24 protein-coding genes are annotated in these 23,866 nt (G+C 43.7%); 23 read left to right on the top strand and 1 reads right to left on the bottom strand.

What is annotated here, in order from left to right:
- Window positions 1-136: 136 nt before the first annotated feature.
- The 3 genes from NST74_RS18280 to NST74_RS18270 all read left to right on the top strand — a co-directional run bounded on the left by NST74_RS18280 (window position 137) and on the right by NST74_RS18270 (window position 3,007).
- Window positions 137-550 (top strand): hypothetical protein, encoded by a 414-nt coding sequence (locus tag NST74_RS18280; protein ID WP_139328534.1) that lies wholly within the window; start codon window positions 137-139, stop codon window positions 548-550.
- A 38-nt stretch (window positions 551-588) separates the two neighbouring features.
- Window positions 589-1,098 (top strand): phosphoesterase, encoded by a 510-nt coding sequence (locus tag NST74_RS18275; protein WP_341113696.1) that lies wholly within the window; start codon window positions 589-591, stop codon window positions 1,096-1,098.
- Window positions 1,099-1,300: 202 nt separating this feature from the next.
- Entirely contained in the window at window positions 1,301-3,007 is a 1,707-nt protein-coding gene (locus NST74_RS18270; protein WP_341113694.1) for a YifB family Mg chelatase-like AAA ATPase, read from the top strand.
- Window positions 3,008-3,097: 90 nt separating this feature from the next.
- On the opposite strand, the gene NST74_RS18265 is transcribed toward NST74_RS18270, so the two are convergent.
- Window positions 3,098-3,526 carry an organic hydroperoxide resistance protein gene (locus NST74_RS18265; RefSeq protein ID WP_042128957.1) on the bottom strand — a complete coding sequence of 143 codons (429 nt, stop codon included), beginning with the start codon at window positions 3,524-3,526 and terminating at the stop codon, window positions 3,098-3,100.
- Window positions 3,527-3,669: 143 nt separating this feature from the next.
- On the opposite strand from NST74_RS18265, the gene NST74_RS18260 reads away from it, so the two are divergent.
- The 20 genes from NST74_RS18260 (at window position 3,670) to NST74_RS18165 (ending at window position 23,773) form a co-directional block, all read left to right on the top strand.
- Window positions 3,670-4,158, top strand: coding sequence for a MarR family winged helix-turn-helix transcriptional regulator (locus NST74_RS18260; protein WP_212567874.1), 489 nt, complete (start codon window positions 3,670-3,672; stop codon window positions 4,156-4,158).
- Window positions 4,159-4,509: 351 nt separating this feature from the next.
- Window positions 4,510-5,670 carry an ADP-forming succinate--CoA ligase subunit beta gene (gene sucC / locus NST74_RS18255; protein WP_042128955.1) on the top strand — a complete coding sequence of 387 codons (1,161 nt, stop codon included), beginning with the start codon at window positions 4,510-4,512 and terminating at the stop codon, window positions 5,668-5,670.
- 62 nt (window positions 5,671-5,732) lie between these two features.
- Window positions 5,733-6,662, top strand: coding sequence for a succinate--CoA ligase subunit alpha (gene sucD, locus NST74_RS18250; protein WP_042128953.1), 930 nt, complete (start codon window positions 5,733-5,735; stop codon window positions 6,660-6,662).
- Between the two features lie 221 nt (window positions 6,663-6,883).
- A complete protein-coding gene (gene dprA, locus NST74_RS18245; RefSeq protein WP_341113692.1) occupies window positions 6,884-8,002 on the top strand; it encodes a DNA-processing protein DprA in 1,119 nt (372 codons plus the stop codon).
- Window positions 8,003-8,038: 36 nt separating this feature from the next.
- Window positions 8,039-10,138, top strand: a complete 2,100-nt coding sequence (gene topA, locus NST74_RS18240; protein ID WP_042128949.1) for a type I DNA topoisomerase — start codon at window positions 8,039-8,041, stop codon at window positions 10,136-10,138.
- Window positions 10,138-11,529: an FADH(2)-oxidizing methylenetetrahydrofolate--tRNA-(uracil(54)-C(5))-methyltransferase TrmFO gene (gene trmFO / locus NST74_RS18235; RefSeq protein ID WP_283936250.1), complete on the top strand. Its 1,392-nt coding sequence runs from the start codon at window positions 10,138-10,140 to the stop codon at window positions 11,527-11,529. Before topA ends, trmFO begins: the two co-directional genes overlap by 1 nt.
- Before the next feature lie 16 nt (window positions 11,530-11,545).
- Window positions 11,546-12,088 carry an ATP-dependent protease subunit HslV gene (gene hslV, locus NST74_RS18230; protein WP_042128945.1) on the top strand — a complete coding sequence of 181 codons (543 nt, stop codon included), beginning with the start codon at window positions 11,546-11,548 and terminating at the stop codon, window positions 12,086-12,088.
- Between the two features lie 33 nt (window positions 12,089-12,121).
- The gene (hslU, locus tag NST74_RS18225; protein ID WP_076119549.1) at window positions 12,122-13,522 is read left to right on the top strand and encodes an ATP-dependent protease ATPase subunit HslU; all 1,401 of its coding nucleotides are present in this window, start codon (window positions 12,122-12,124) and stop codon (window positions 13,520-13,522) included.
- Between the two features lie 378 nt (window positions 13,523-13,900).
- Window positions 13,901-14,308: a flagellar basal body rod protein FlgB gene (flgB, locus tag NST74_RS18220; protein WP_042128942.1), complete on the top strand. Its 408-nt coding sequence runs from the start codon at window positions 13,901-13,903 to the stop codon at window positions 14,306-14,308.
- 6 nt (window positions 14,309-14,314) lie between these two features.
- The gene (gene flgC, locus NST74_RS18215; RefSeq protein WP_042128940.1) at window positions 14,315-14,764 is read left to right on the top strand and encodes a flagellar basal body rod protein FlgC; all 450 of its coding nucleotides are present in this window, start codon (window positions 14,315-14,317) and stop codon (window positions 14,762-14,764) included.
- Between the two features lie 90 nt (window positions 14,765-14,854).
- Window positions 14,855-15,166, top strand: a complete 312-nt coding sequence (gene fliE / locus NST74_RS18210; protein WP_339287152.1) for a flagellar hook-basal body complex protein FliE — start codon at window positions 14,855-14,857, stop codon at window positions 15,164-15,166.
- A 35-nt stretch (window positions 15,167-15,201) separates the two neighbouring features.
- Window positions 15,202-16,788: a flagellar basal-body MS-ring/collar protein FliF gene (fliF, locus tag NST74_RS18205; protein ID WP_042128936.1), complete on the top strand. Its 1,587-nt coding sequence runs from the start codon at window positions 15,202-15,204 to the stop codon at window positions 16,786-16,788.
- Between the two features lie 4 nt (window positions 16,789-16,792).
- Entirely contained in the window at window positions 16,793-17,809 is a 1,017-nt protein-coding gene (gene fliG, locus NST74_RS18200) for a flagellar motor switch protein FliG (RefSeq protein WP_042128934.1), read from the top strand.
- A complete protein-coding gene (locus NST74_RS18195) occupies window positions 17,802-18,650 on the top strand; it encodes a FliH/SctL family protein (RefSeq protein ID WP_042128933.1) in 849 nt (282 codons plus the stop codon). Before fliG ends, NST74_RS18195 begins: the two co-directional genes overlap by 8 nt.
- Complete coding sequence (gene fliI, locus NST74_RS18190; RefSeq protein WP_179085815.1) at window positions 18,643-19,956, top strand: flagellar protein export ATPase FliI; 1,314 nt, start codon at window positions 18,643-18,645, stop codon at window positions 19,954-19,956. Before NST74_RS18195 ends, fliI begins: the two co-directional genes overlap by 8 nt.
- Before the next feature lie 9 nt (window positions 19,957-19,965).
- Window positions 19,966-20,409, top strand: a complete 444-nt coding sequence (gene fliJ, locus NST74_RS18185) for a flagellar export protein FliJ (protein WP_341113691.1) — start codon at window positions 19,966-19,968, stop codon at window positions 20,407-20,409.
- An 18-nt stretch (window positions 20,410-20,427) separates the two neighbouring features.
- Window positions 20,428-21,363, top strand: a complete 936-nt coding sequence (locus NST74_RS18180) for a MotE family protein (RefSeq protein ID WP_341113690.1) — start codon at window positions 20,428-20,430, stop codon at window positions 21,361-21,363.
- Between the two features lie 24 nt (window positions 21,364-21,387).
- Window positions 21,388-22,866, top strand: coding sequence for a flagellar hook-length control protein FliK (locus NST74_RS18175; protein ID WP_341113689.1), 1,479 nt, complete (start codon window positions 21,388-21,390; stop codon window positions 22,864-22,866).
- Between the two features lie 32 nt (window positions 22,867-22,898).
- Window positions 22,899-23,393, top strand: coding sequence for a flagellar hook capping FlgD N-terminal domain-containing protein (locus tag NST74_RS18170; protein ID WP_341113688.1), 495 nt, complete (start codon window positions 22,899-22,901; stop codon window positions 23,391-23,393).
- Window positions 23,390-23,773, top strand: a complete 384-nt coding sequence (locus NST74_RS18165) for a TIGR02530 family flagellar biosynthesis protein (RefSeq protein ID WP_042128927.1) — start codon at window positions 23,390-23,392, stop codon at window positions 23,771-23,773. Before NST74_RS18170 ends, NST74_RS18165 begins: the two co-directional genes overlap by 4 nt.
- Window positions 23,774-23,866: the final 93 nt, after the last annotated feature.

Raw genomic sequence — 23,866 nt, 5'->3', positions numbered from 1 at the left:
ACGCCATTCATTATGGGCACTAGCATTCTTGTGAAAAAAGTCTTTACAATAGCCTCCGCACAGTGGGTCATTTCTCAAAAGAAATGGGTAAACATTAGAGTAACTTTTTAATGTCATCATGAGGAGGGCTGTTTAAGTGAAGAATAAACCTTTTGAAATGCAGGTTAGTTTTGCTTGCCAATATTGCCAGCAGAAGATTGAAGTGAAATTTACCGCAGAACCAGTATCCGTTGTCTGTTGTGCAAATTGCAATAAGAACTTCACGGTTATGCGGCCCACTATAGCTGAGGAAATATTAATCGATTGGAAAAATGAGGCGCTATTTCAAAAAATCCGTGCTGATAAATCACAAAACAGCAATAGCAGTCTCTTAGCGCTTGTTATAAAAGTCATAGAGCTTCTTACATGGCGTGATAAAGGAAATGGACAGGTGGAAGCGATTAAAGAGATGCGTGGCTGGCTCATTGAGAATGAAGAGACTCCTCCTCTAGCTGAACTGATCCAGAGCGATAATAAAAAAAGATCACATAAGCGGCGTGACTGGAGATAATCATACAAACTATGATCAAAAAAGAAAGAAGGGTGAACATGGCTAACGTTTTTTTTACATCCGACCATCATTTTGGACATAAGTTGATTATTGATTTTGAATCCAGACCCTTTATAGATGTTGAGCAAATGAATGAAGCCATGATTGAGAGTTGGAATTCAGTAGTGGATCCGGATGATAAAGTGTTTCATTTGGGTGACTTTTCGTTTCTTAACAAGGAAGCGACACGTGCTATTGTGCAGAGGTTACATGGTTATAAGACTCTGATTCTCGGCAATCATGATCGCGGGCGCAGCCGTAGGTGGTGGCTTGAAGCAGGCTTTGACGAGGTTAGTGAATATCCGTTGATTTATAAAGACTTCTTTTTTCTCTCCCATGAGCCAATGTATATGAATAAGCATATCCCTTACGTAAATGTGCACGGTCATATTCACGGTCAAAAATATGAGGGGAATAATTATTTTAATATTTGTGTGGAGCATTGGAACTATAAACCGTTGACCTTTGAACAGATCAGAGACTCTGTCGTAGTCAGTGAAGAAGGATGATTTAGGTCTAAAAGGTTAAAAATGCGCGTTTATGCAATCTAGTTTTTTGCTGATAATTATTGAATAATTGTTGATTACGATAAGATTTTCTCTATATAATGAGATATAATAGCTATTTTATAGTCGGAAAATAAGGAAGCACCTTTTTTCTTGAAGATTTAACACCCAATCAGGGGTGTATTTCAGGAGATGAGGTGTTTTTATGTATGGAAAAATGCATAGTGCGTGCTTGTATGGAATTGAAGGGGTAATGATTGGTGTTGAAATTGATCTTGCGAATGGATTACCGCAGACGAATATCATTGGCTTACCGGATTCAGCGATTCGTGAGGCGGTAGAACGAGTAAGAGCCGCCGTTAAGAACTGCGGTTATCGCTATCCTCAGCAGCGCATCACGATAAATCTAGCTCCAGCCGACCTACGAAAAGAAGGCTCCGCCTTTGATCTTGCGATTGCTCTGGGAATACTGATTACTAGTGGTCAGGTGGTTATGCCCTCAGCTAAAGAGGTACTCTTCATTGGAGAGCTTGCGCTCGATGGCAGTCTGAGGCCAGTATCGGGAGTACTGCCGATGGTGGAAGCTGCCCGCAAGAATGGATTTAAGGCTGTTCTGCTCCCGGAAGGCAATGCAGTCGAGGCAGCTTTGATCAGTGGGATTAACATCTACGCAATCGACCATTTGCGAGCTTTAGCGAGCCCAGAAGAACAGCAGTCCAACTCAGCAATGGATATAAAAGGGAGCGACGAGCAGTATCAATTGAATGGGAGAGATTCGGTAGAAAAACCGTCTATATCAACTCTTCCTTTTCCTGTATCTGTAAGCAAGGGGATGGATCTAAATGAACGACCTCCGGTAATTGTCCTTTCTTTGGAACATCTTAAATATACCCCGATTTACGGTACTTCTGAGGTCTCCTCGTGTGCAAAAAATGAGATGATGGATGATTACAGTGATGTGCTTGGCCAACAGCATGTAAAAAGAGCACTAACCATTGCGGCAGCGGGCATGCATAATATTTTGCTCATGGGTCCACCCGGTACAGGGAAGACAATGCTGATTAAACGACTCCCGGGCATACTTCCAAAATTGACTGAGAGTGAGGCACTTGAGGTAACCAAAATTTTTAGCGCAGCAGGAACTTTAAAAGATGCCCACAACGGCTTGCTGCGTAGTCGTCCTTTTCGCTCTCCTCATCATACGATATCGGCCGCAGGCCTTATTGGGGGTGGGGGAATTCCGAAGCCGGGTGAAGTCAGTCTCGCCCATCGAGGTATTCTCTTTCTAGATGAATTGCCCGAATTTTCTCGGAATGTACTAGAAGTATTGCGTCAACCGCTCGAAGATGGGGTTGTTACTATAAGTCGTGCTCGTGCTTCCTTTACCTATCCTGCAAAATTCATGCTCGCTGCATCGATGAATCCTTGTAGCTGTGGTTATTTTGGGAGTGGGCTTTCCCAACAACATTGTACTTGCAGTCCCGCTAGGATTGCTCAATATCGCGCAAAGATATCTGGCCCCTTATTGGATCGTATTGATTTACAAGTGGATGTTCCTCGCCCCAAGGAGTGGGATCGACAGGGGCATGCTTTATCTTCGGCTGAGATGTATGCAGAGGTGATGGCGGCACAGGCGATACAAGCTAAACGGTTTAAACGCTTGCCTATTTCTTGGAACAGTGAACTTTCTGGCGCTTCACTTCGGCGCTATGCAAGTCTAAGCCGTGAAGGTGCCGAATTGCTGTATGATATTCTGGAGAATTTAGGTCTAAGTATGCGAGCGCATGATCGAATAATTAAGCTATCCCGTACAATAGCTGATCTGGAAGGCGTACAGGATATTACTTCTGCTCATCTTGCGGAGGCTGTTCAGTACCGTAATTTAGACCGGCAAGTGATGACAGAAGAATAAAGTAAATAGAGCAGCGATTCCCGATAATGGCGAATGGCTGCTCTGGTATTTTGGGCCAATGATTCCGCCCGAGGATGTTTTTATAGCTGCTTACAGTACATTCAATTCAACAGCGATATTGCCACGAGTTGCGCGGGAGTATGGGCAAGCGCCATGAGCTGCTTCTACTAAAGAAGTTGCAGTTTCTCTGTCAACACCTTTAACCAGCACATCAAGCTTAACTGCGATGCCGAAACCTCCATCTTCAACTTTACCGAAGCTGACCGTAGCCGTTACTTCACTACCTTCAATTTTCACCTTTCCGAGTCGAGCAACCATGTTTAGCGCGCTATCGAAACAAGCGGAATATCCCGCTGCAAATAGTTGTTCAGGGTTTGTACCTTCGCCGCCGGCACCTCCCATTTCGCGTGGTGTACTGATTGTAAGATTGAGCTTAGGGCTTTCTGATTCGATATAACCGTTTCTTCCTCCTACGGCTTTAACAGTTGTTTCATACATTTTTTGCTGAATAGTCATCATATTGTATCTCTCCAATTCCATATTAGTTTGTGTACAATCTAATTTAACACAATTAATGTAAAAGTCAAATTGATTTTTCGCTATTAACATGATGTTATGAGTGAATTATGATAAAATAAAGGAATAAGGCAGGTGAATAAGATATGAAAATGAATGAAGAAGATACGCAAAAGATGACGACCACACCTGAGCTGCTGATTGAGAATCAACTTTGTTTTACCATTTATGCTTGCTCTCGTGAGATGACAAAGCTGTATCAACCTTATTTGGATAAGATCGGTTTAACATACTCGCAATATCTAGTAATGCTTGTATTATGGGAACGGCAGCAATGTACAGTTAAGGAAATCGGTGAGGCGCTATTTTTGGATTCGGGTACGCTGACGCCTCTTTTGAAACGTCTGCAGGCTGCAGGTTTAATCGTGCGTGAGCGTTCGACACAAGATGAGCGAAAAGTTCTGATATCACTAACGGAACAGGGCTGGGCTCTTCAAAGTAATGCGGCTTGCATTCCAGGTAAAATGATGGAAGAAACAACGATGTCCAGTGTTGAGACTTTAGAGCTGCTTGAACAGTTCAAAAGCTTGCTGAACCGTGTTCATGAGGCGAATACTCAAGTTAGTAAAAAGTAAGTGTCTTCCTCAGTCAATGCGATCGTTCGCATTCCGGCATGAAACCAAGCGAAAAAATGTGTACAAATCATGAATATATTTAAGGAAAGCGTTTTAAAAACATGTTACACTATTCTGGGTTCCTTTATATGGCATATAGGTAAGTATAAGCTTAGTCTTATAGATTTACTCAATGTCTCTCACAGAAACAAGGCCATTCTTATAGGAGTGGTAGAACAGTTTCTGCTGGTTCCGGAATAGTGCTGCATGTTTAGCATGAGCCTATCCCTAACCCCGCGGCAATCAAAACGGAAGGCGAGATGACAACAGGCTGCCTGTTAGGTCACCACGCTACTTTAGGAGGCTACCGCTATGAATATCCACGAGTATCAGGGAAAAGAAGTGCTTAAGAAGTACGGTGTGGCCGTACCGAATGGAAAAGTAGCTTATACAGTGGAGGAAGCGGTAGAAGCCGCAGAGTCACTGAGTACACCGGTTGTTGTAGTCAAAGCTCAGATTCACGCAGGTGGACGCGGTAAAGCTGGAGGCGTAAAGGTTGCTAAGAATATCGATGAGGTGCGTACTTACGCAACCGAGATTCTAGGCAAGACCTTGGTTACTCACCAGACTGGTCCGGAGGGTAAGGTAGTAAAGCGGCTTCTCATAGAAGAGGGCTGTCAAATTGTTAAAGAGTATTACATCGGTATCGTTGTTGATCGAGGAACGGGTCGAGTGGTCATGATGGCTTCTGAAGAAGGAGGCACAGAGATTGAAGAGGTTGCAGCAACACATCCGGAGAAGATTTTTAAAGAAATCATTGATCCGGCAGTAGGTTTGCAGACTTTCCAAGCTCGTAAGCTAGCTTACAGCATCTCTATTCCGAATGAATTGGTAGGCAAGACTGTAAAGTTTATGCAAGCGCTATATCTAGCTTTTGTGGATAAAGATTGCTCTATTGCCGAAATTAACCCATTGGTAGTTACAGCGGATGGTAATGTGATGGCTCTAGATGCTAAGTTGAATTTTGACCCCAATGCTTTGTTCCGCCACAAGGATATTCAAGAACTTCGGGATCTAGATGAAGAAGATTTGAAAGAAATCGAAGCCTCGAAGTATGACCTAAGCTATATTGCGCTTGATGGCAATATTGGTTGTATGGTGAACGGTGCAGGCCTAGCGATGGCAACGATGGATATTATTAAATATTACGGAGGCGAACCCGCCAACTTCCTCGATGTAGGGGGCGGTGCAACAACCGAGAAAGTTACTGAAGCTTTTAAAATCATTCTATCGGATGAAAAGGTAAATGGAATTTTCGTTAACATATTCGGCGGTATTATGCGCTGTGATGTTATTGCTAACGGTGTTGTGGAAGCGGCCAGTCAATTGGGATTGACCAAACCGCTTGTTGTGCGTCTAGAAGGAACAAATGTTGGATTGGGCAAGCAAATTTTGGCTGGATCGGGACTTAACATTGTAGCTGCTGATTCTATGGCGGACGGTGCCCGTAAGATTGTATCTCTTGTGCAATAATGGCTTGGAAGTAGGAGCCAGTTATCGTATTTGACAATATAAGTAGGGATGTGACTTAAGGCATGAGCATTCTTGTAGATAAAAATACGAAAGTTATCACGCAAGGTATTACGGGAGCAACGGGCTTGTTCCATACTAAGGGTGCGCTGGATTATGGGACACAAATGGTTGGAGGAGTAACGCCGGGCAAAGGTGGAACGACAGTTAATATCACCCTTGAAAATGGCAGTGAAGTTAGTCTTCCGGTATTTGATACTGTTGCAGCCGCTAAGGCAGCTACTGGAGCAACTGCTAGTGTAATTTATGTACCACCAGCATTCGCAGCAGACTCCATTATGGAGGCTGTTGATGCAGAGCTGGATTTGGTTATTTGTATTACCGAAGGTATTCCCGTACTCGATATGGTAAAAGTCTCACGTTATATGGAAGGCCGTTCTACAGTGTTGATCGGTCCAAACTGTCCGGGTGTTATCACTCCTGGAGAGTGTAAGATTGGAATCATGCCTGGTTATATTCATATGCCTGGTTATGTTGGAGTAGTCTCACGTAGCGGAACGCTAACCTATGAGGCTGTTCATCAGCTAACCACACGTGGAATTGGGCAATCGTCCGCTGTAGGTATTGGCGGGGACCCGGTTAAAGGCTCTGAGTTTATTGATATTTTGAAGCTGTTTAATGAGGATCCGGGTACGAAGGCAGTTATCATGATCGGAGAGATCGGTGGTACTGCAGAGGAAGAAGCGGCAGAGTGGATTCGTGAACATATGACCAAACCGGTTGTAGGTTTCATTGGAGGAGCAACTGCTCCTCCAGGCAAACGTATGGGGCATGCTGGCGCTATCATTTCTGGTGGTAAAGGTACAGCTAGTGAAAAAATTGCCGTACTGGAAGCTTGCGGAATTAAGGTAGCCCCTACACCTGCTGAAATGGGCTCAACGCTCGTAAGTGTGCTAGAAGAACGCGGTATTCTCAATGCTTTTACATCGCACTAATGATTGACGTTATGACATGTAAATCACTCTACGTAGTGAGGTTATTTCGTGTATAATTAATTTAAGAGGTAAGCAACCTTTTGTTCCTATCCAGGGATGAAAGGTTGCTTTTTTTATTTTAAATAGAAATTTATAGAATTTAAAGAAATGCTTGCGTTTTCAGAATGTGTAACACAAAATAGGGAAGGCTAGGCCTTCCATGTTAAGGAGCGAAAAATGATATGGAAGAACGGGAACTACTATTCGGCTTTAATGAAGTGGAAGGTATTGGATGGAAAACAATCGACAAGATTCGCAGAGCTGGGCTTTTGTCAGAAAAAGCATTTTCTTGTAGCGCAGAAGACTGGGAAAAGATTGGGTTGACCGAGAAAATGTCAATTCATCTTGCTTCCATATACACATTGGAGTGGATAGCAAACCGCCGCTTACTAATGAAAGAAAGTGCTGTGAACATGGTTACGGTTTTTGATGCAGGCTATCCAAATTTATTGAAGGAGACAGTCCAGCCGCCATGGATTCTTTATTATCGTGGGCGTTTGGAACTGTTATCGACACCCAGTGTGGCGATGGTCGGTACTCGTGTGCCAACAGCTTATGGACGGAAGGTAGGGGAGATCCTCGCGGAAGAGCTTTGTACAGCTGGTCTAACAGTGGTTAGCGGATTAGCTAGGGGGATTGATAGTGTGTGTCATGAAGCTGCACTAAGACGCGGTGGAGGCACTATAGCGGTAGTAGCTACAGGACTTGATCGGGTCTACCCTCCCGAGAATAAGGAGCTTGAGCGATTGATTTCCCGTGATGGGCTAGTGCTCACAGAGTATCCCCTTGGAACCAAAAGTCATCCTGGGTTATTTCCGCAGCGCAATCGTATTATTGCAGGTCTCACATACGGGACAGTAGTTGTAGAGGCGGATAGTAGAAGTGGGTCACTCATTACTGCTGATGCTGCCTTGGAAGCAGGACGTGATGTTTTTGCTGTCCCTGGACCGATAACATCTCCTAAAAGTAGAGGTGCTCTTGATCTAATTAAACAGGGGGCAAAACTGGTAACCAGTGCATTAGATATTTTAGAAGAATATACTTCTTATCTCCCGATAAACCGTTCAAAAGCGGATGAAAGCGGTCCCCCTAAACAGGTGATTGATGACTTATTAATTGAAAAGAAATTGACAAATGAGGAGTCACACCTATACCATATACTGCATCAAGGCCCCTTTATTTTGGACGATCTGCTTGTGAAGACTGGATGGGATTTTGGACATTTGCATTCAGTTCTGTTATCTTTAATCATAAAAAAAGCGGTAGTACAATTACCAGGAGCTATTTATAAGGTAATTTAATATAGAGGTACGAGTGTTAACGAGGAGGAAGAGTCTATGGCAGATGCATTAGTAATTGTCGAATCGCCCGCAAAAGCGAAGACAATTGGCAAATATCTAGGTAGTAAGTATATTGTGAAGGCATCTATGGGACACATCAGAGATCTACCGAAGAGCCAAACGGGTGTCGAAGTGGAGAATAATTTTAATCCTAAATATATTACTATTCGTGGTAAAGGTTCTATATTGAAGGAATTGAAAGACGCCAGTAAAAAAGTAAAAAAAGTTTATCTCGCAGCTGACCCTGACCGCGAAGGGGAAGCGATCGCCTGGCACTTGGCGCATGCACTAAATTTGGATCAAACACAGGAATGTCGAGTTGTATTTAATGAGATCACCAAACAAGCGGTGAAGGATGCTTTTAAGACGCCACGCAAGATTAACATGGATCTTGTGAATGCACAGCAAGCAAGACGTATACTGGATCGGCTGGTAGGTTACAAGATTAGCCCCCTATTATGGAAGAAAGTCAAAAAAGGGTTATCGGCTGGACGTGTTCAATCAGTAGCTGTAAAGATCATAATGGATCGTGAGAATGAAATCTCCGCTTTTGTGCCCACTGAATATTGGAGCATTACGGCAAAGCTAGGGATTCGAGATTCCGTCTTTGAAGCTAAGTTTCATAAGCTGAACGGTGTGAAGAAAGAACTTAATCAAGAGAGCGATGTTCAAGAGGTCCTTGAGGCAATCAAGAACGCAGCTTTTAAGGTGAGTAATGTGAAAGAGAAGGAAAGACAACGGCATCCTTCGGCTCCTTTTACAACAAGTTCCCTTCAACAAGAAGCCGCACGTAAGCTTGGATTCCGAGCAGCTAAGACAATGTCTGTTGCCCAGCAACTATACGAAGGTGTGGAACTAGGCAAAGAGGGAACCGTAGGTTTGATCACTTATATGCGTACGGACTCGACACGCTTATCTGTCACAGCACAGGATGAAGCTAAAGAGCTGATTACTGCTAAATATGGTGAAAAGTTCTTACCAGAGGCGCCGCGCCAGTATTCAAAGAAAGCAGCTGGAGCCCAAGAAGCGCATGAAGCGATTCGACCAACTTCAGCACTTCGTGAACCTGAAATGGTTAAAGAGTTCTTGAGCCGCGATCAATTCCGTCTTTACAAGCTGGTTTGGGAGCGGTTTGTATCCAGTCAAATGGCTTCAGCTCTTCTTGATACACTCTCAGTTGATATAGAAGCGGGTACGGCAACATTCAGAGCCGTAGGTTCGAAGGTTTCATTCCCAGGGTTCATGAAGGTTTATGTGGAAGGCAACGATGATGGGACTACAGATGAAGATAAGTATTTACCGCCTCTTCAAGCGGGAGATGCTTTAAATAAGCAAGAGATCGAGCCGAAGCAGCATTTTACACAGCCGCCGCCGCGTTATACAGAAGCAAGGCTTGTAAAGACTCTTGAGGAATTAGGAATAGGACGCCCAAGTACGTATGCACCAACACTTGAGACTATTCAGAAGCGTGGTTATGTAGCTATTGAAGAGAAAAAATTCATGCCTACAGAGCTTGGAGAACTAGTCATCGAGCAGATGGAACAATTTTTTCCGGAAATATTGAACGTAGAGTTCACGGCGAATATGGAAGGGGATCTTGACCATGTGGAAGAAGGATCAGAAGATTGGGTGAAGGTTCTTTCTGAATTCTATGAGTCTTTCGAGAAGCGCTTAGTGTTTGCCGAAGAAGAGATGAAAGAAATTGAGATTGAAGATGAAGTCTCTGATGAGATCTGCGAGAAATGTGGTAAACCACTAGTATATAAATTAGGGCGTTTCGGGAAATTTCTAGCATGCTCCGGCTTTCCAGATTGCCGGAATACGAAGCCGATCATCAAAGATATCGGTGTAACTTGTCCTAAGTGTCATGAAGGTAAAGTTGTAGAGCGTCGTAGCAAAAAAGGACGTGTCTTCTATGGCTGCGATCAATATCCCGGCTGTGATTTCGTCTCTTGGGATAGACCTTCTACTAAGCCATGTCCATCTTGCGGGGCTTGGATGATTGAGAAACGCAATAAGCAAGGCACTAAGCTGCAATGTACGTCTTGTGATCATACAGAGGCAGTTTTAGACAACGAAGAAGAGTTAGCAGAATAATAGTCTCCACAGGAGGAAAGAAGACAGTGACAGATACAGCAAAGGTAACAGTAATTGGAGCAGGTCTAGCAGGAAGTGAAGCGGCCTGGCAAATAGCTTCTCAAGGCGTACCGGTAAGATTGTATGAAATGAGACCAGTGGTGAAGACACCGGCACACCACACGAATCAATTCGCAGAGCTAGTGTGTAGTAACTCTTTGCGTGCAAATGGTCTAGGCAATGCGGTAGGTGTATTAAAGGAAGAAATGCGACGTTTGAATTCCCTTGTATTAGGTGCAGCTGATCGCCACGCTGTACCTGCTGGCGGCGCACTTGCCGTAGATAGGGACGGTTTTTCGGGAGAAATTACTAGTACATTGCATAATCATCCGCTCGTGGAAGTCATAAATGAAGAACTTACGCATATACCGGAGGAAGGGATTGTTGTTATTGCAACAGGTCCACTTACCTCCCCCGCTTTATCTGCAGAAATTAAGGGACTGTTAGGTGAAGAGTATTTCTATTTTTATGATGCTGCTGCACCGATTGTTGAGAAAGACAGTATTGATATGAATAAAGTATATCTGGCTTCCCGTTATGACAAAGGAGAAGCGGCATATCTGAACTGTCCAATGACTGAAGAGGAGTTTGACGTGTTTTATGATGCGTTGATTTCTGCGGAGACGGCAGCGCTCAAGGATTTTGAGAAAGAGATATACTTCGAGGGCTGTATGCCTATTGAAATCATGATGAAGCGCGGTAAGCAAACGGCATTATTTGGACCGATGAAACCTGTAGGGCTTATTAATCCGCACACAGGTAAGCTTCCATATGCGGTAGTTCAGCTTCGTCAGGATAACGCTGCTGGAACGCTTTACAATCTTGTTGGCTTTCAAACGCATTTGAAATGGGGCGAACAGAAGCGTGTATTCTCGTTGATTCCGGGTCTTGAGAACGCTGAGTACGTTCGGTATGGCGTAATGCATAGAAATACCTTTATTAATTCCCCTAAACTCTTGCATCCTACTTATCAAATGAAGGGCAAGGAAAGGCTGTACTTTGCTGGACAGATGACAGGTGTAGAAGGTTATGTAGAATCAGCGGCCTCAGGCTTGATTGCCGGCATTAATGCTGCTAGAGCCGCACTCGGTCAAGAAGGACTGATCTTCCCTCAGGACACGGTGCTTGGCAGTATGCCTGCTTATATCACTTCTGCTGATCCGGAGCATTTTCAGCCTATGAATGCCAACTTTGGCCTTTTGCCGAAGGTAGAGAAGAAAATCCGTAATAAAAAAGAAAAGAATGAGATGCTAGCGCATCGTGCACTTGACAGTCTTGCGGAGTATGCTAATCGTACGGGTCTCGCTTATACAGAGCCGGAGGCTGTCGATAACGAAAGTCCATCATCTTAAGGAGGTAACTACAATCATGGTACCCAGCTTTCATGCGACTACAATTTGTGCTGTAAGACATAACGGACAGGCAGCTATAGCAGGTGATGGTCAGGTTACATTCGGAGAGAGTGTAATTATGAAGACGACGGCTAGAAAGGTTCGTCGCTTATACCGGGGACAAGTAATAGCAGGGTTTGCAGGTTCTGTGGCGGATGCGATCACCTTGTTCGAAAAATTTGAAGGCAAGCTGGAGGAGCATCATGGAAACCTGCAGCGCGCAGCCGTAGAATTAGCGAAAGACTGGCGTCAAGATCGTATTCTTCGAAAACTTGAGGCATTGATGATTGTTATGGACAAGGAAGGCATGCTATTAATCTCCGGAAACGGTGAAATTATCGAGCCGGATGATGATGTGCTTGCTATTGGTTCAGGTGGTAATTTTGCACTTGCTTCCGGTCGTGCGCTTAAACGTCATGCTCCAGCACTTGCTGCTGCGGATATAGCTCGAGAGGCTCTTCAGATTGCATCTGAAATATGTGTGTACACTAACTCCAATATTATTGTTGAGCAATTATAGGCTCAGTGCCATAGAGACAAGGAGGAATTCACGATGGTGAATCAATCGCTAACACCCCGTCAGATTGTAGCCGAATTGGATAAATATATTGTAGGTCAGAAACAAGCTAAGAAATCGGTAGCTGTCGCGCTTCGTAATCGTTATCGGCGCAGTCTACTCGCTGAGGAACTGCGTGATGAAGTTGTTCCTAAGAACATCTTGATGATCGGACCTACTGGTGTAGGGAAAACCGAGATTGCCCGGCGTCTTGCTAAGCTTGTTAATGCTCCGTTCATCAAGGTGGAGGCAACCAAATTCACAGAGGTGGGTTATGTAGGGCGAGATGTGGAGTCTATGGTGCGTGATCTGGTAGAGACCTCTATTCGTATGGTGAAGCTTGAACGTACGGAAAAGGTCAAGGACCGTGCAGAAGAACTGGCTAACGAGCGGATTGTCTCTATTTTAGTGCCTTCGTCTTCAAAAAATAAATCTCAGAAGAATCCTTTTGAGATGATTTTTGGCGGGAACTCTTCGCAAGAGGATTCTAAAGAAGATTCCGAACCGGATGGAAGCTTAAGTGAACGCCGTCGCGGGGTTAGATTTAAGCTGCTAGCTGGTCAATTGGAAGACGATATCATTGAAATAGACGTTGAGGATACAGCGCCATCTATGCTGGATATGTTTGCGGGGCAAGGGAACGACCAGATGGGGATGAATATGCAAGAAATGTTTGGTAGTTTACTTCCGAAGCGGACGAAGAAGCGCAAGCTTCCTATCCGTGAGGCTCGTAAAGTACTGATTCAGGATGAAGCGACCAAACTAATTGATATGGACGATGTCATTCAGGAATCTGTGACACGCGCTGAACAATCGGGTATTATTTTTATCGATGAGATTGATAAGGTTGCAAGTCAAGGCAAGGGTTCCGGTCCCGATGTATCACGTGAAGGTGTGCAAAGAGATATTCTTCCAATAGTAGAGGGTTCTACAATCATGACAAAATACGGTCCTGTAAAGACGGATTATGTGCTATTCATGGCTGCCGGGGCATTTCATGTTGCTAAACCTTCTGATCTGATTCCTGAGCTTCAGGGTCGTTTTCCGATTCGCGTAGAACTGAGCAGTCTGACGCTGGAGGATTTTGTATCCATTTTAACAGAGCCAGAGAATGCTTTGACAAAACAATATGTTAATTTGTTAAAGACTGAGGACATTGAAGTGGAGTTCCAGAAGGATGCTATTTATGAAATCGCCAAAATAGCGGCTTCAGTGAACCAAAATATGGAGAATATAGGTGCTCGGCGACTTCATACCATTTTGGAGAAGTTATTAGAGGATTTATCATTTGAAGCACCAGAGTTGACTTTGGACAAAATGGTAATTACACCTGAGTATGTGCGTGAGAAATTGGCAAGTATTGCACAGGATCGTGATTTAAGTCAGTATATTCTCTAAAGCGACAAAATTTATTCATTGGAATTTGGGCATAAGGAATTAGAAAATTACAATATAGTGTCAGTTAAAGGGAAATAAATGTAAAAATATGCAATTAAAAAGATATTTTTGAATGAAAAAAGGAATAAAATAGCAATAAAGTGCTTAAAGCCCTGTCTTTTTTAAAAAGATAGGGCTTATTTCTTATTGTAATAATATACAAATTAAATGAAAATCAATGTATGTGAAAATACTAATAAGTTATACTTTGCGACAAGGTTCGACGTGAAAGTTGATAAATAGAGGACTTTTATACTTTATTTGTCGAAATCAAGCAGGTTTTTTAAGGAAAGTTGTGGAATTCATTTCATTATGATAGCTTTGAAAGGAGGAATTATCTTGGGATTGCTGAATAGTGTCAGTTTTCAACGATTGCAGGGAGGCATTGATGCTGCCTACAAACGACAAAATGTTCTAGCAAATAACGTGGCTAACGAAGATACGCCAAATTTCAAACGTTCTGATGTTTCATTCGAAAGTTTCCTTCAGCAACAGGAAAGTGGAATAAAACCTACACTTAACGCGAAGGTAACGGACTCCCGACATTTTCAATTTGGTACCAACACTATTGTACCGGCTGCTGTCGTTAGTACGGATGAGACTACCTCTATGAATAATAACGAGAACAATGTGGATGTAGAACGAGAAATGGCGTTAAGCGCTGAGAACCAACTCAGGTATAGTTCTTATGTCGAACAGATTAACAGTCAGATTTCGATGATGCGAGCTGTAATTCAAGGAGGATAAGATTGCATGAACTTTGGGAGTAGTTTTGGAATAAGTGCATCAGCATTAACAGCTCAACGATTACGGATGGACGTAATCTCCTCCAACGTGGCCAATGCGGAAACTACCAGAGCATCGGTGGTTGATGGCAAAGCCGTTCCTTACCGGCGTAAGCTTGTTGTTATGGAGGCTACAGAAAGTAATAAGTTCTCAAATATACTAAATTCGAAAATGAACGGTAGTAGCAGTGAAGGCGTAAAGGTTCAGTCCATTATTGAAGATGATTCTCCGTTAAAGCCGGTATACAATCCAAGTCATCCTGATGCGGATGCCGAAGGTTATGTTTATATGCCAAATGTGGATATTACCAAAGAAATGGTAGATATGTTATCTGCATCACGTTCATATGAAGCTAATGTAACGATGCTGAATGCATCTAAAGCTATGGTGAGTAAAGCGTTAGAAATTGGTCGCTAAACGTAATTCACAAGGGTCGCTTCCAAAGTGAGTTTTGTACGAAGTGAATTTAGGAAGCATAGGCTTACAAAACTTTTAGGAGGGAAACAGTTGATACAGAATATCACTAATGGAGTTCAAGCTGTACAGCAGCTTGCCATGAAACCAACATCTACCGAAGCTTCGTCCACTCCTGCTAATTCCATGGAGAGCTTTGGTTCTTATCTTGAGAATGCACTCAATCAAGTAGCAGATCAGGAACAACAAGCAAAGGATATGAGTAATAAATTTGTATTGGGAGAAGTGAATATAGACGAAGTAATGATTTCTTCCCAACAGGCTTTACTGAGTTTGCAGTTGACTACACAAGTCCGGAACAAAGTGATTGAAGCCTATCAAGAAATTATGAGAACTCAAATTTAATTAAATCCTAGCTTAGTTCCGGATGGGGTGACACTGTGAATGAAAGATTTGCCCAATATCGGGAGAAGGTTACCCTGTATTGGAACAGATTTAGTGGTAAACAGAAGATTTTATTCTTTTCAACATTGTTTATCATTCTAATAATAATCGTAGTATTAACCATGCAGCTTTCAAAGACAGAATATGAAGTGGCGTTTCAAGATTTGGACAGCACAGATTCAGCGGGAGTAATGAACTACTTGGATACAGCAGGTGTTTCATACCGATTAAGCCAAGATGGAAAGAGCATCTCAGTGCCAAGCACAGAAGCGGCTCGAATAAAGGTGGATATCGGTTCTCAGGGGATTGTTCAGGGGGGCTCTATCGGTTATAAGGTCTTTAATGAAAATTCGTCAATGATAGGAACGACAGATAGTGAGTTTAATGTGAAGTATAATAATGCATTAAACGGTGAAGTAGAACAGCTAATGAGACGTATGCAAGGAATTAAGGATGCTAAAGTACTGATTAATCTGCCTAAAGAGACAGTTTTTGCATCTCAGGCGGATCAAGAACAAGCATCTGCATCCGTTGTGCTTTCATTTAATCCGGGATTCAGACCCAGTCAAGATAATATCGATGGGTACTTCAACCTTGTAAAGACTGCGGTTCCAAATCTACCAATTGATAACATTACGATTGCTAATAATGAAGTTGAGTTAATGCCAACGGCCAAAGGTGGACAAGCAGGAGTTTCTAACCAGGTCGAAGAGAACTTCGCTCTACAGAAGAAATTCGAAGAAGAAGTCAAGAAAGATGTGAAACAATTCCTTAGCACTCTTACGGGTCCAGATAAAGTTGATGTTCTTGTGTTTTCGAAGCTGAACTTTGACAAGGAAAATCGGAAGGAAAATCTTGTAACCCCTGTGGATACAGAGAACATGAAGGGGATTGAGATCAGTTCACAAATTATCAGTAATTCGTATTCGGGTCAGGGAAATACAACTGGCGGAGTGGCAGGCACTGGTTCACAAGATGTAACGGGCTACCCTTCACAAGCCGGCACGGATACTTCTACTTCAGAGGAATCTTCTGAGACGAGGAACTATGAAGTTAACCGAATTACTAAGGATGTTATCGCTAGTCCCTTTACTGTAAAAGATTTAACCATAAATGTTGCGGTTGAACCACCTACAGGACAAAATACTTTGGATGCTGCTACATCGGCAGCGATTCAAAACATTTTGGTAAATATTGTTCGTGCTTCTCTTGCAGATTCAGGTACTACATATACAGACGCTGATTTAACCAAAAAGGTTTCGGTGTATTCTCAACAATTTGGTGGTAATGCTGCTAATACCGCACCAGGTGGTCTTGCCACATGGATGTTATGGGCTATCGGAGCAGCTGCATTGCTGGTTGGAGCAGGTGGAGGATATCTAATCTATCGGAGTCGTAAGAAGACTGTGGAAGAGGAAGATGAAGACATTCCATTGCAGGTTCCTACCGAATTTCCATCTATTAATTTGGAAAGTGTGACGAATGACAGTCAAGTTCGTAAGCAATTGGAAAGTTTGGCGAAGAAGAAGCCAGACGAATTCGTGAATTTGCTACGTACATGGCTTGCAGACGAACAGAGGTGAACTAATGGCAAAGGCTAGTCAGCAGGGGCTTAGTGGTCGTCAAAAGGCCGCGATCCTGCTTATCACACTAGGGCCCGAGGTATCGGCGCAAATATTCAAACATTTAAGAGACGAGGAGATTGAACAACTCACTCTTGAAATCGCCAATGTCCGTAAAGTGGACAGCAGTGAGAAAGAGTCAATCATGTCTGAGTTCCATCAGATATGCCTCGCTCAGGAATATATTTCACAAGGCGGTATTAACTACGCCAAAGAGATTTTGGAGAAAGCACTTGGTTCAGCAAAAGCGATGGAGGTCATTAACCGTCTGACCGCAACTTTACAGGTAAGACCCTTCGATTTTGCACGCAAAGCTGATCCAAACCAGATTTTGAACTTTATCCAGAATGAGAATGTTCAGACTATCGCACTTGTATTGTCTTATCTGCAATTCGAACAAGCAGCAGCCATTCTCTCCTCGTTACCTCAAGAGAAGCAGGCAGAGGTAGCTAGAAGAATTGCTGTAATGGACAGCACCTCTCCAGAGGTCATTACACAAATTGAACGAGTGCTGGAGCAGAAGCTTTCTGCTACTGTAACTCAGGATTATACAAATGCTGGCGGTATCGAATCAATCGTACAAATCTTGAATGGAGTTGACCGGGGGACAGAGCGCACAATTCTGGATTCTCTCGAAATTCAAGATCCAGAGCTCGCCGAGGAAATCAAGAAGCGGATGTTCGTATTCGAGGATATCGTCAATGTGGACAATCGTTCGATTCAGCGTATTATTCGTGATATTGATAATGCGGACCTGCAGCTTGCCCTTAAGGTTGCAAGTGAAGAAGTACGAGATGTCATTTTCCGGAATATGTCCAAACGTATGGCAGAGACATTCCGAGAAGAAATGGAGTACATGGGCCCGGTGCGGTTGCGTGATGTAGAAGAAGCACAAACGCGCATTGTAGGTACGATTCGCAGACTCGAAGAGTCTGGAGAAATTATCATCGCTCGTGGCGGAGGAGATGACATCATTGTCTAAGCTGATTAAGCATTCTCAGTATGTTCCAGTTGATGTACTGAAAAGATTGGAGCAGGCCCGGCACTATGCGGGCCTAACTGAGGAGCCCGTTCCAGAGGAGACTGTAAGCGAGACTCACTATCATGATCCTGCTCGTGAAGAGGCAGAAGTAGCACGTAAGCAAATGCTTAAAGACGCCCAAGAATTTGCTGAAGAGCAGGTTCGAAATGCCTCTCTAGAAGCGGAACAGATTGTTGAATCCTCAAAAGCGGAGGCTGAAGAGTGGTGGAAGAAGCGGCGTGAGCAGGATGAACATCTGGTAGAGGCTGTCAAAGCCGAGGCTTATCAGCTAGGGTATCAGGAGGGTGTCTCTCAAGCTGAACAAGAGATGAAGCTCAAGGTTGCAGCGATGATGGATGAAGCACGTGCTGTTTTGGCTGAGGCATATAAGGCAAGAGATGTCATTATTCAGGAAGCTGAACCTTTCTTAGTAGAGTTAAGCTGTGATATTGCCGAGAAAATTGTGGACAAGCAGTTAACGGTAGAACCGCAGTTTGCAATGGATTTGATTCGGAAGAATCTGGCTCGTAAACGTGAGCAGGGGTTGATCTCACTGTGCGTATCACCTGCGCAGTTCGCTTTCGTAAACGCAGCAAGGGAAGAACTGTCATTAGCGGTTGACTCACAGGCTGAATTACAGATCTTGCCTGACTCGACTGTGAAAGATCAAGGTTGTGTAATCCGCTCCTCCTTTGGCAGCATAGATGCCCGAATTGATACTCAGCTTGCAGAAATCAAGAAAGAGCTGGTTAGAATCGCGCTGGACACCGATGAGCAGAGAAATGGGGAAGAAGATGCTTGATAGTAACCGTTATAAGGAGCAACTTCGTAATCTCGATCCGGTAAGGATCAATGGGAAAGTGACGCAGGTTATCGGTCTTATGGTTGAATCGGAAGGACCTGATGCTAGCATTGGAGATGTCTGCTACATCTATCCTTCTAAAGGAAATAAGCCGCTGCAAGCTGAAGTCGTTGGTTTCCGTGACAACAAGGTGCTATTAATGCCACTTGGAGAACTGCAAGCTATTGGACCTGGCTGTGATGTAGTGGGTACAGGCAAGCCGCTTAGTGTGCAAGTGGGTTCAGAATTGTTGGGCAAGGTACTGGATGGACTTGGACAACCGCTTGATGGTTCTCTAATCCCAGCTCGAATGCCACATAGTTCTACCTTTAACATTCCGTCCAATCCACTCAATAGACCACGAGTCCAAGAACCAATTAGCATCGGAGTAAGAGCGATAGATGGCTTGCTAACGATCGGTAAAGGTCAGCGGGTGGGGATTTTCGCCGGTTCAGGGGTGGGCAAAAGCACGCTCATGGGGATGATTGCACGTAATACATCGGCAGACGTTAATGTTATCGCTTTGATAGGTGAACGTGGCAGGGAAGTGCTGGATTTTATAGAACGCGATCTGGGACCTGAGGGTTTGCAGCGGTCAGTCGTTATCGTTGCTACATCAGATCAGCCCGCATTAATTCGAATTAAGGGAGCTCTTATTGCTACAACGATTGCTGAGTATTTTCGGGATCGAGGGCTTAATGTAATGCTGATGATGGATTCTGTGACTCGGTATGCTATGGCTCAACGTGAAGTTGGACTTGCAGTAGGGGAACCGCCAGCTATGAGGGGTTACACACCATCGGTGTTTGCAAGCTTGCCCAAACTACTAGAACGTGCCGGAACAGGTCCTACGGGGTCTATAACAGCCTTTTACACTGTACTGGTTGATGGCGATGACATGAATGAACCGATCGCTGATGCTGTTAGAGGGATACTCGATGGTCATATCGTCCTTAATCGAAGTATTGCGAACAAAGGGCATTTTCCAGCAATAGATGTGCTTTCCAGCATTAGTCGTGTAATGAAGGATATTGCGCCAGAAGAACAGATCGCTGCAGCAGAGAATGTGAAGCGACTAATGGCTGTATACAAGGATTCAGAGGATTTAATTAATATCGGAGCGTATCAAAGAGGCTCGAATGCTCAAATCGATGAGTCGATGGAGTATATAGACAGTATATGGGAATTCACCAAACAAAGGGTGAATGAAAAAGTTACGCTGGCTGAAGTTCAACAGTCTTTAATTTCACACTTCTCGAGGAGTTGATTCAGTATTATGAGATTTCATTATACTTTTCAAAAAGTCGTTGACTTGAAGGGCAATGAGAAGACACAGGCAGAATGGATGCTCTCAAGCGCGCTTGGAGAATTGCAGGCACAAGAAAGAAGCCTGGATGAACTCACCTTTCAGCGGAGCGCTATCATGTTATCCTTACAAAATGCCGCAGAACAAAGGACACCTATGGCGAAGATTCGTGAAATGCAAGAGTATGTAGAATACCTGGATATATGCATTGCCCGTAAGCATACGGACATTAGAAGTGCACATCAGGAAGTCTTGAAGAAGCAAGACCAGTTAAGCACAAAGGTATTAGACGAAAAAGTATGGTTAAAGGCAAAAGATAAGGCTGAGACACAGTTTCAGCAAAGTATGATTTTACGGGAACAAAACGAACTGGATGAGATGGCAACCGTCCGCTTCGCGATGAAATCCCTCTAACCCGGGAGGTTTCCGCTAGTGGCTAACAATGATATGGAACTTGAAAATGAAGGGTCAGCGGGGAAATTTGAGCGGTTCTTATTTTTAATGATACCGATTATCTTCACGCTAGTACTGCTTGGAGTACTGTTGACGCTTTTTAATATGGACATTCGTAATAATGTGCTTGAGGTTGCGAATAAAATTCCTATCCTGGAAAAATGGGTTCCTGATCCGCCTGGAGATCCTTCTAAACCGAAGGAAGAAAGCAAAAAGCAGGAAGTGAGCTCAGCGACAACGATTAAGGAGCTTAAGGCTCAGCTCGCCCAACAGGAAGAGAACCTGAAGAAGGTCACTGATGAAAAAACAGCCCAGGATACCAAGGTTCAGGCGCTAGAGTCGCAGATCGATGGAATGAAGACAGAAGCTGCTGCAGCTGCTGAGGTAAACGCGGAGGAAACAGAAGACCCATATCAAAAGCAGGTTGCTGATCTGGCAAAGCTCTACGCGGGTATGAAAGCTTCCAAAGCTGCGCCGATTATGGAGAATTTGACTACAGAAGAAATGGTGCAAATATTCAGCGTAATGAATAAAGCAAGTAAGACTGCGATTCTGGAAAAAATGGATCCTCAAAAAGCGGCCGATGTCACGATTAAGTTGAAAGAAACTACCTCTTCGAGTGATATGGCTATTGCCGCTCTTCAATCTAGATTGAAAAAAGAAGCAGGCACTGCTCCAACGACTAAAACCAGTACAAATCTGGATAAGGAAAAGTTGAACCAAACCTTTAGTTCAATGACGCCTGCCAATGCAGCTTCTCTACTAGGAGAAATGTACAAGATTAGCCCTGATAAAGTAGTAACGATTATGAATACCGTAAGTGATAGTGCTCGTTCTTCGATTTTGGGGGAAATGACTAAAAATGATAGTGCGCAAACTGCGAAGATTGTTAATCGTTTGATGGGCGCTAAATAAATATTGAAAGGAGGTGAAAATAACATGAGTTTAGTTGTTCAATCGCTTGTGAGTGCAAATACAACAGCTGCAAGTGGTAGTTCATCAACATCTACTGGAACATCAACTGCTGTACCTTTCGCTCAGACATTAGTGCAAACAATGGGAGGAACTACAGCGAACAACACATCGGTGCCCACTGATCCTTTACTGGGAAACATAGCCTCTTTATTGCAAGGTCTTCTAAAGGAAGTTCAAACGACTGGAGAAGATCAAGGGGGACAAGACACTCAGAATTCTGATCTCATCGAGAAGCTTACTGCTGATGTTGAAAATCTGGATGATACCATCCATAGCGATCCTGCTATTTTGGTAGCTTTGCAAGCTTGGCTACTTCAGGTCTCTGCTCTTCTATCAGGAAGTCAAGCGACAGAGGGCGATGCTGCATCAGAGACGGAGTCGGCAGGAAGCTTGTCACCGTTAGCACAGAATGCAGATACGCTGAGATTTGCTGTTCAAGATGATTTACAGAGTTTAGTTACTATGATTCAGGAAGCTGCAGTAAGTGGTAACGATGAAGTTGCAAGTAAGGGAGTAAGTTTATTAAATAACTTCACGGCACTGCTAGAACAGACCTCGGCTAACAGTAATAAGGGTAAGGGGAAGGTCTCCAGTTTGAATGATAGTTCTGGTGTATCTGTACAACAACCTATTGTAACTGAAAGCAACGGTAAAACGGTGGACAAGACCATTCAAAATCTAAGTAACCGTGCTGGAGAAGCTGCTGTAAGTAAGAATGAGGGAGTCCTAACTTCGACTGTGACCTCAGGGACTATTCAAGATCCTGAAGCAGAGCCTGCGAATACTCCAGTGATGAAGAGCAGTACAGCCGGAGAAACGAAGCTGGTCGAATCAGCACAAGACTTCACATCAGGGACTACCACCATTGAAGGGGATCATGAGGTTGTAACTGCCGGTCAACTAGCTCTTCGGGGAGGAATTACAGCTCCGCTGAAGGCTGAGGTTCCAGTAGCACCTGTACCCGTTCATCAATTTGCACAGGAAATGACTGGTTTTATTACAGGTAAATTGGAGATTGTGCAAAAAGGCGGAGTAGCTGAGGCTACGATATCACTCTTTCCAGAAAATCTCGGACAAGTAGATGTTAAGATTACTATGCAAAACGGCCATCTGGTTGCTCAGTTTATGACTGAACATTCTGGAGCTAAGGATATGTTGGAACAGCAAATGAACCAGCTTAGAGCGGCATTGCAGTCCCAGGGCCTCCAAGTAGAAAAGTTGGAAGTCACACAAAATAATACCCCTCTCAATTCACAATGGGGTCAAGAAGGACGCCAACCTGGTTCTGGAAGTGGTCAGCAGGGAAGACGCTCCAAAGAAAGTCGTGAGGAAGCTAATGATGCCATTCTTGCCGCAGAGCTAAATGGTGAATGGAAAGATTGGGTTTCAAACGCAGGGCAAGAAGATGATAATCAAGGGAACTCCTTCTCTGCCAAAGCTTAAACTTATCACAATTGAAAGAGAGGTGAACGGTTATGACAACAACAACTCCTCCTGTTTCTACCAAAGACCAGTGGAATTATACAACTCCTGAATCTACTAAAACGACAGGGAATTCTGTGTTGGGTAAGGATCAGTTTTTGAAGATATTGATCACCCAGCTGCAGAATCAAGATCCGATGCAGCCGATGCAAGATAAAGAATTTATTGCCCAAATGGCACAGTTTACATCTGTTGAGCAGCTGATGAATATCTCGACACAGCTTACATCCATGAATCAGTCTCTTGGCTCAGTATCCGGCTTGATTGGTAAAGATATCACATGGACGGATACCGCCACAAATCTACCTAAGACAGGGAATGTTGAATCAATCGTTGTCAGCAAGGGGATTCAATATGCGGTTGTGGGGAAAGACAGAATTGCTTTAACCGATATTACACAAATTCAGAATCCCTCAACAACAGAGAATGGTTCTGGTACAGATAGTAATACTCCGGAGAATAACGGAGGAAGCGGGGAGACAGTATGAGTGACAGGCTAACTATTGGCCAAATGTATCCTGCGTCCCTTCATTCCGCCACATTACAGCGATCTTCATTACCGAAGCAGACTTTGACTGGAGAAGCAACCTTTGAGAGTGTTCTGCAACAAAAGCTTCTAAAATTCAGCAATCATGCCGCTAAGCGACTTGAACAAAGAGGAATTGAGCTTGGAAGCAGACAACTGGATGAGATTTCTTCTGCTGTAGATAAAGCTGCTGCCAAAGGCAGTAAAGAATCCTTGATATTAATGAAGGACTTGGCATTTATCGTAAGTGTTCCAAATCGCACGGTTGTAACAGCTATGGATGGAAATTCGATAAAAGATAATGTGTTTACACAAATAGACAGTGCCATTGTAATTTCATAAACGGCTGGTCCTAACGGAAAGCCGAGGTGGCCGCTGACCGACTGACGCGGTCCCAATCCACTTAGTAAGTTATTAGGACTCTATAATCTGGGA

This window comes from Paenibacillus sp. FSL F4-0125, assembly GCF_038008565.1.
Taxonomy (GTDB): domain Bacteria; phylum Bacillota; class Bacilli; order Paenibacillales; family Paenibacillaceae; genus Paenibacillus_AQ.
Note: the sequence above shows the minus strand (reverse complement) of the source record. Positions and strands in the feature narration are given on the sequence as shown.

Coding starts and splice junctions, on each gene's coding strand:
- NST74_RS18275 (WP_341113696.1), top strand. CDS start 589: ATGGCTAACGTTTTTTTTACATCCGACCATCATTTTGGACATAAGTTG.
- NST74_RS18270 (WP_341113694.1), top strand. CDS start 1,301: ATGTATGGAAAAATGCATAGTGCGTGCTTGTATGGAATTGAAGGGGTA.
- NST74_RS18265 (WP_042128957.1), bottom strand. CDS start 3,526: ATGATGACTATTCAGCAAAAAATGTATGAAACAACTGTTAAAGCCGTA.
- NST74_RS18260 (WP_212567874.1), top strand. CDS start 3,670: ATGAAAATGAATGAAGAAGATACGCAAAAGATGACGACCACACCTGAG.
- sucC (WP_042128955.1), top strand. CDS start 4,510: ATGAATATCCACGAGTATCAGGGAAAAGAAGTGCTTAAGAAGTACGGT.
- sucD (WP_042128953.1), top strand. CDS start 5,733: ATGAGCATTCTTGTAGATAAAAATACGAAAGTTATCACGCAAGGTATT.
- dprA (WP_341113692.1), top strand. CDS start 6,884: ATGGAAGAACGGGAACTACTATTCGGCTTTAATGAAGTGGAAGGTATT.
- topA (WP_042128949.1), top strand. CDS start 8,039: ATGGCAGATGCATTAGTAATTGTCGAATCGCCCGCAAAAGCGAAGACA.
- hslV (WP_042128945.1), top strand. CDS start 11,546: ATGGTACCCAGCTTTCATGCGACTACAATTTGTGCTGTAAGACATAAC.
- hslU (WP_076119549.1), top strand. CDS start 12,122: ATGGTGAATCAATCGCTAACACCCCGTCAGATTGTAGCCGAATTGGAT.
- flgC (WP_042128940.1), top strand. CDS start 14,315: ATGAACTTTGGGAGTAGTTTTGGAATAAGTGCATCAGCATTAACAGCT.
- fliG (WP_042128934.1), top strand. CDS start 16,793: ATGGCAAAGGCTAGTCAGCAGGGGCTTAGTGGTCGTCAAAAGGCCGCG.
- fliI (WP_179085815.1), top strand. CDS start 18,643: ATGCTTGATAGTAACCGTTATAAGGAGCAACTTCGTAATCTCGATCCG.
- fliJ (WP_341113691.1), top strand. CDS start 19,966: ATGAGATTTCATTATACTTTTCAAAAAGTCGTTGACTTGAAGGGCAAT.
- NST74_RS18175 (WP_341113689.1), top strand. CDS start 21,388: ATGAGTTTAGTTGTTCAATCGCTTGTGAGTGCAAATACAACAGCTGCA.
- NST74_RS18170 (WP_341113688.1), top strand. CDS start 22,899: ATGACAACAACAACTCCTCCTGTTTCTACCAAAGACCAGTGGAATTAT.
- NST74_RS18165 (WP_042128927.1), top strand. CDS start 23,390: ATGAGTGACAGGCTAACTATTGGCCAAATGTATCCTGCGTCCCTTCAT.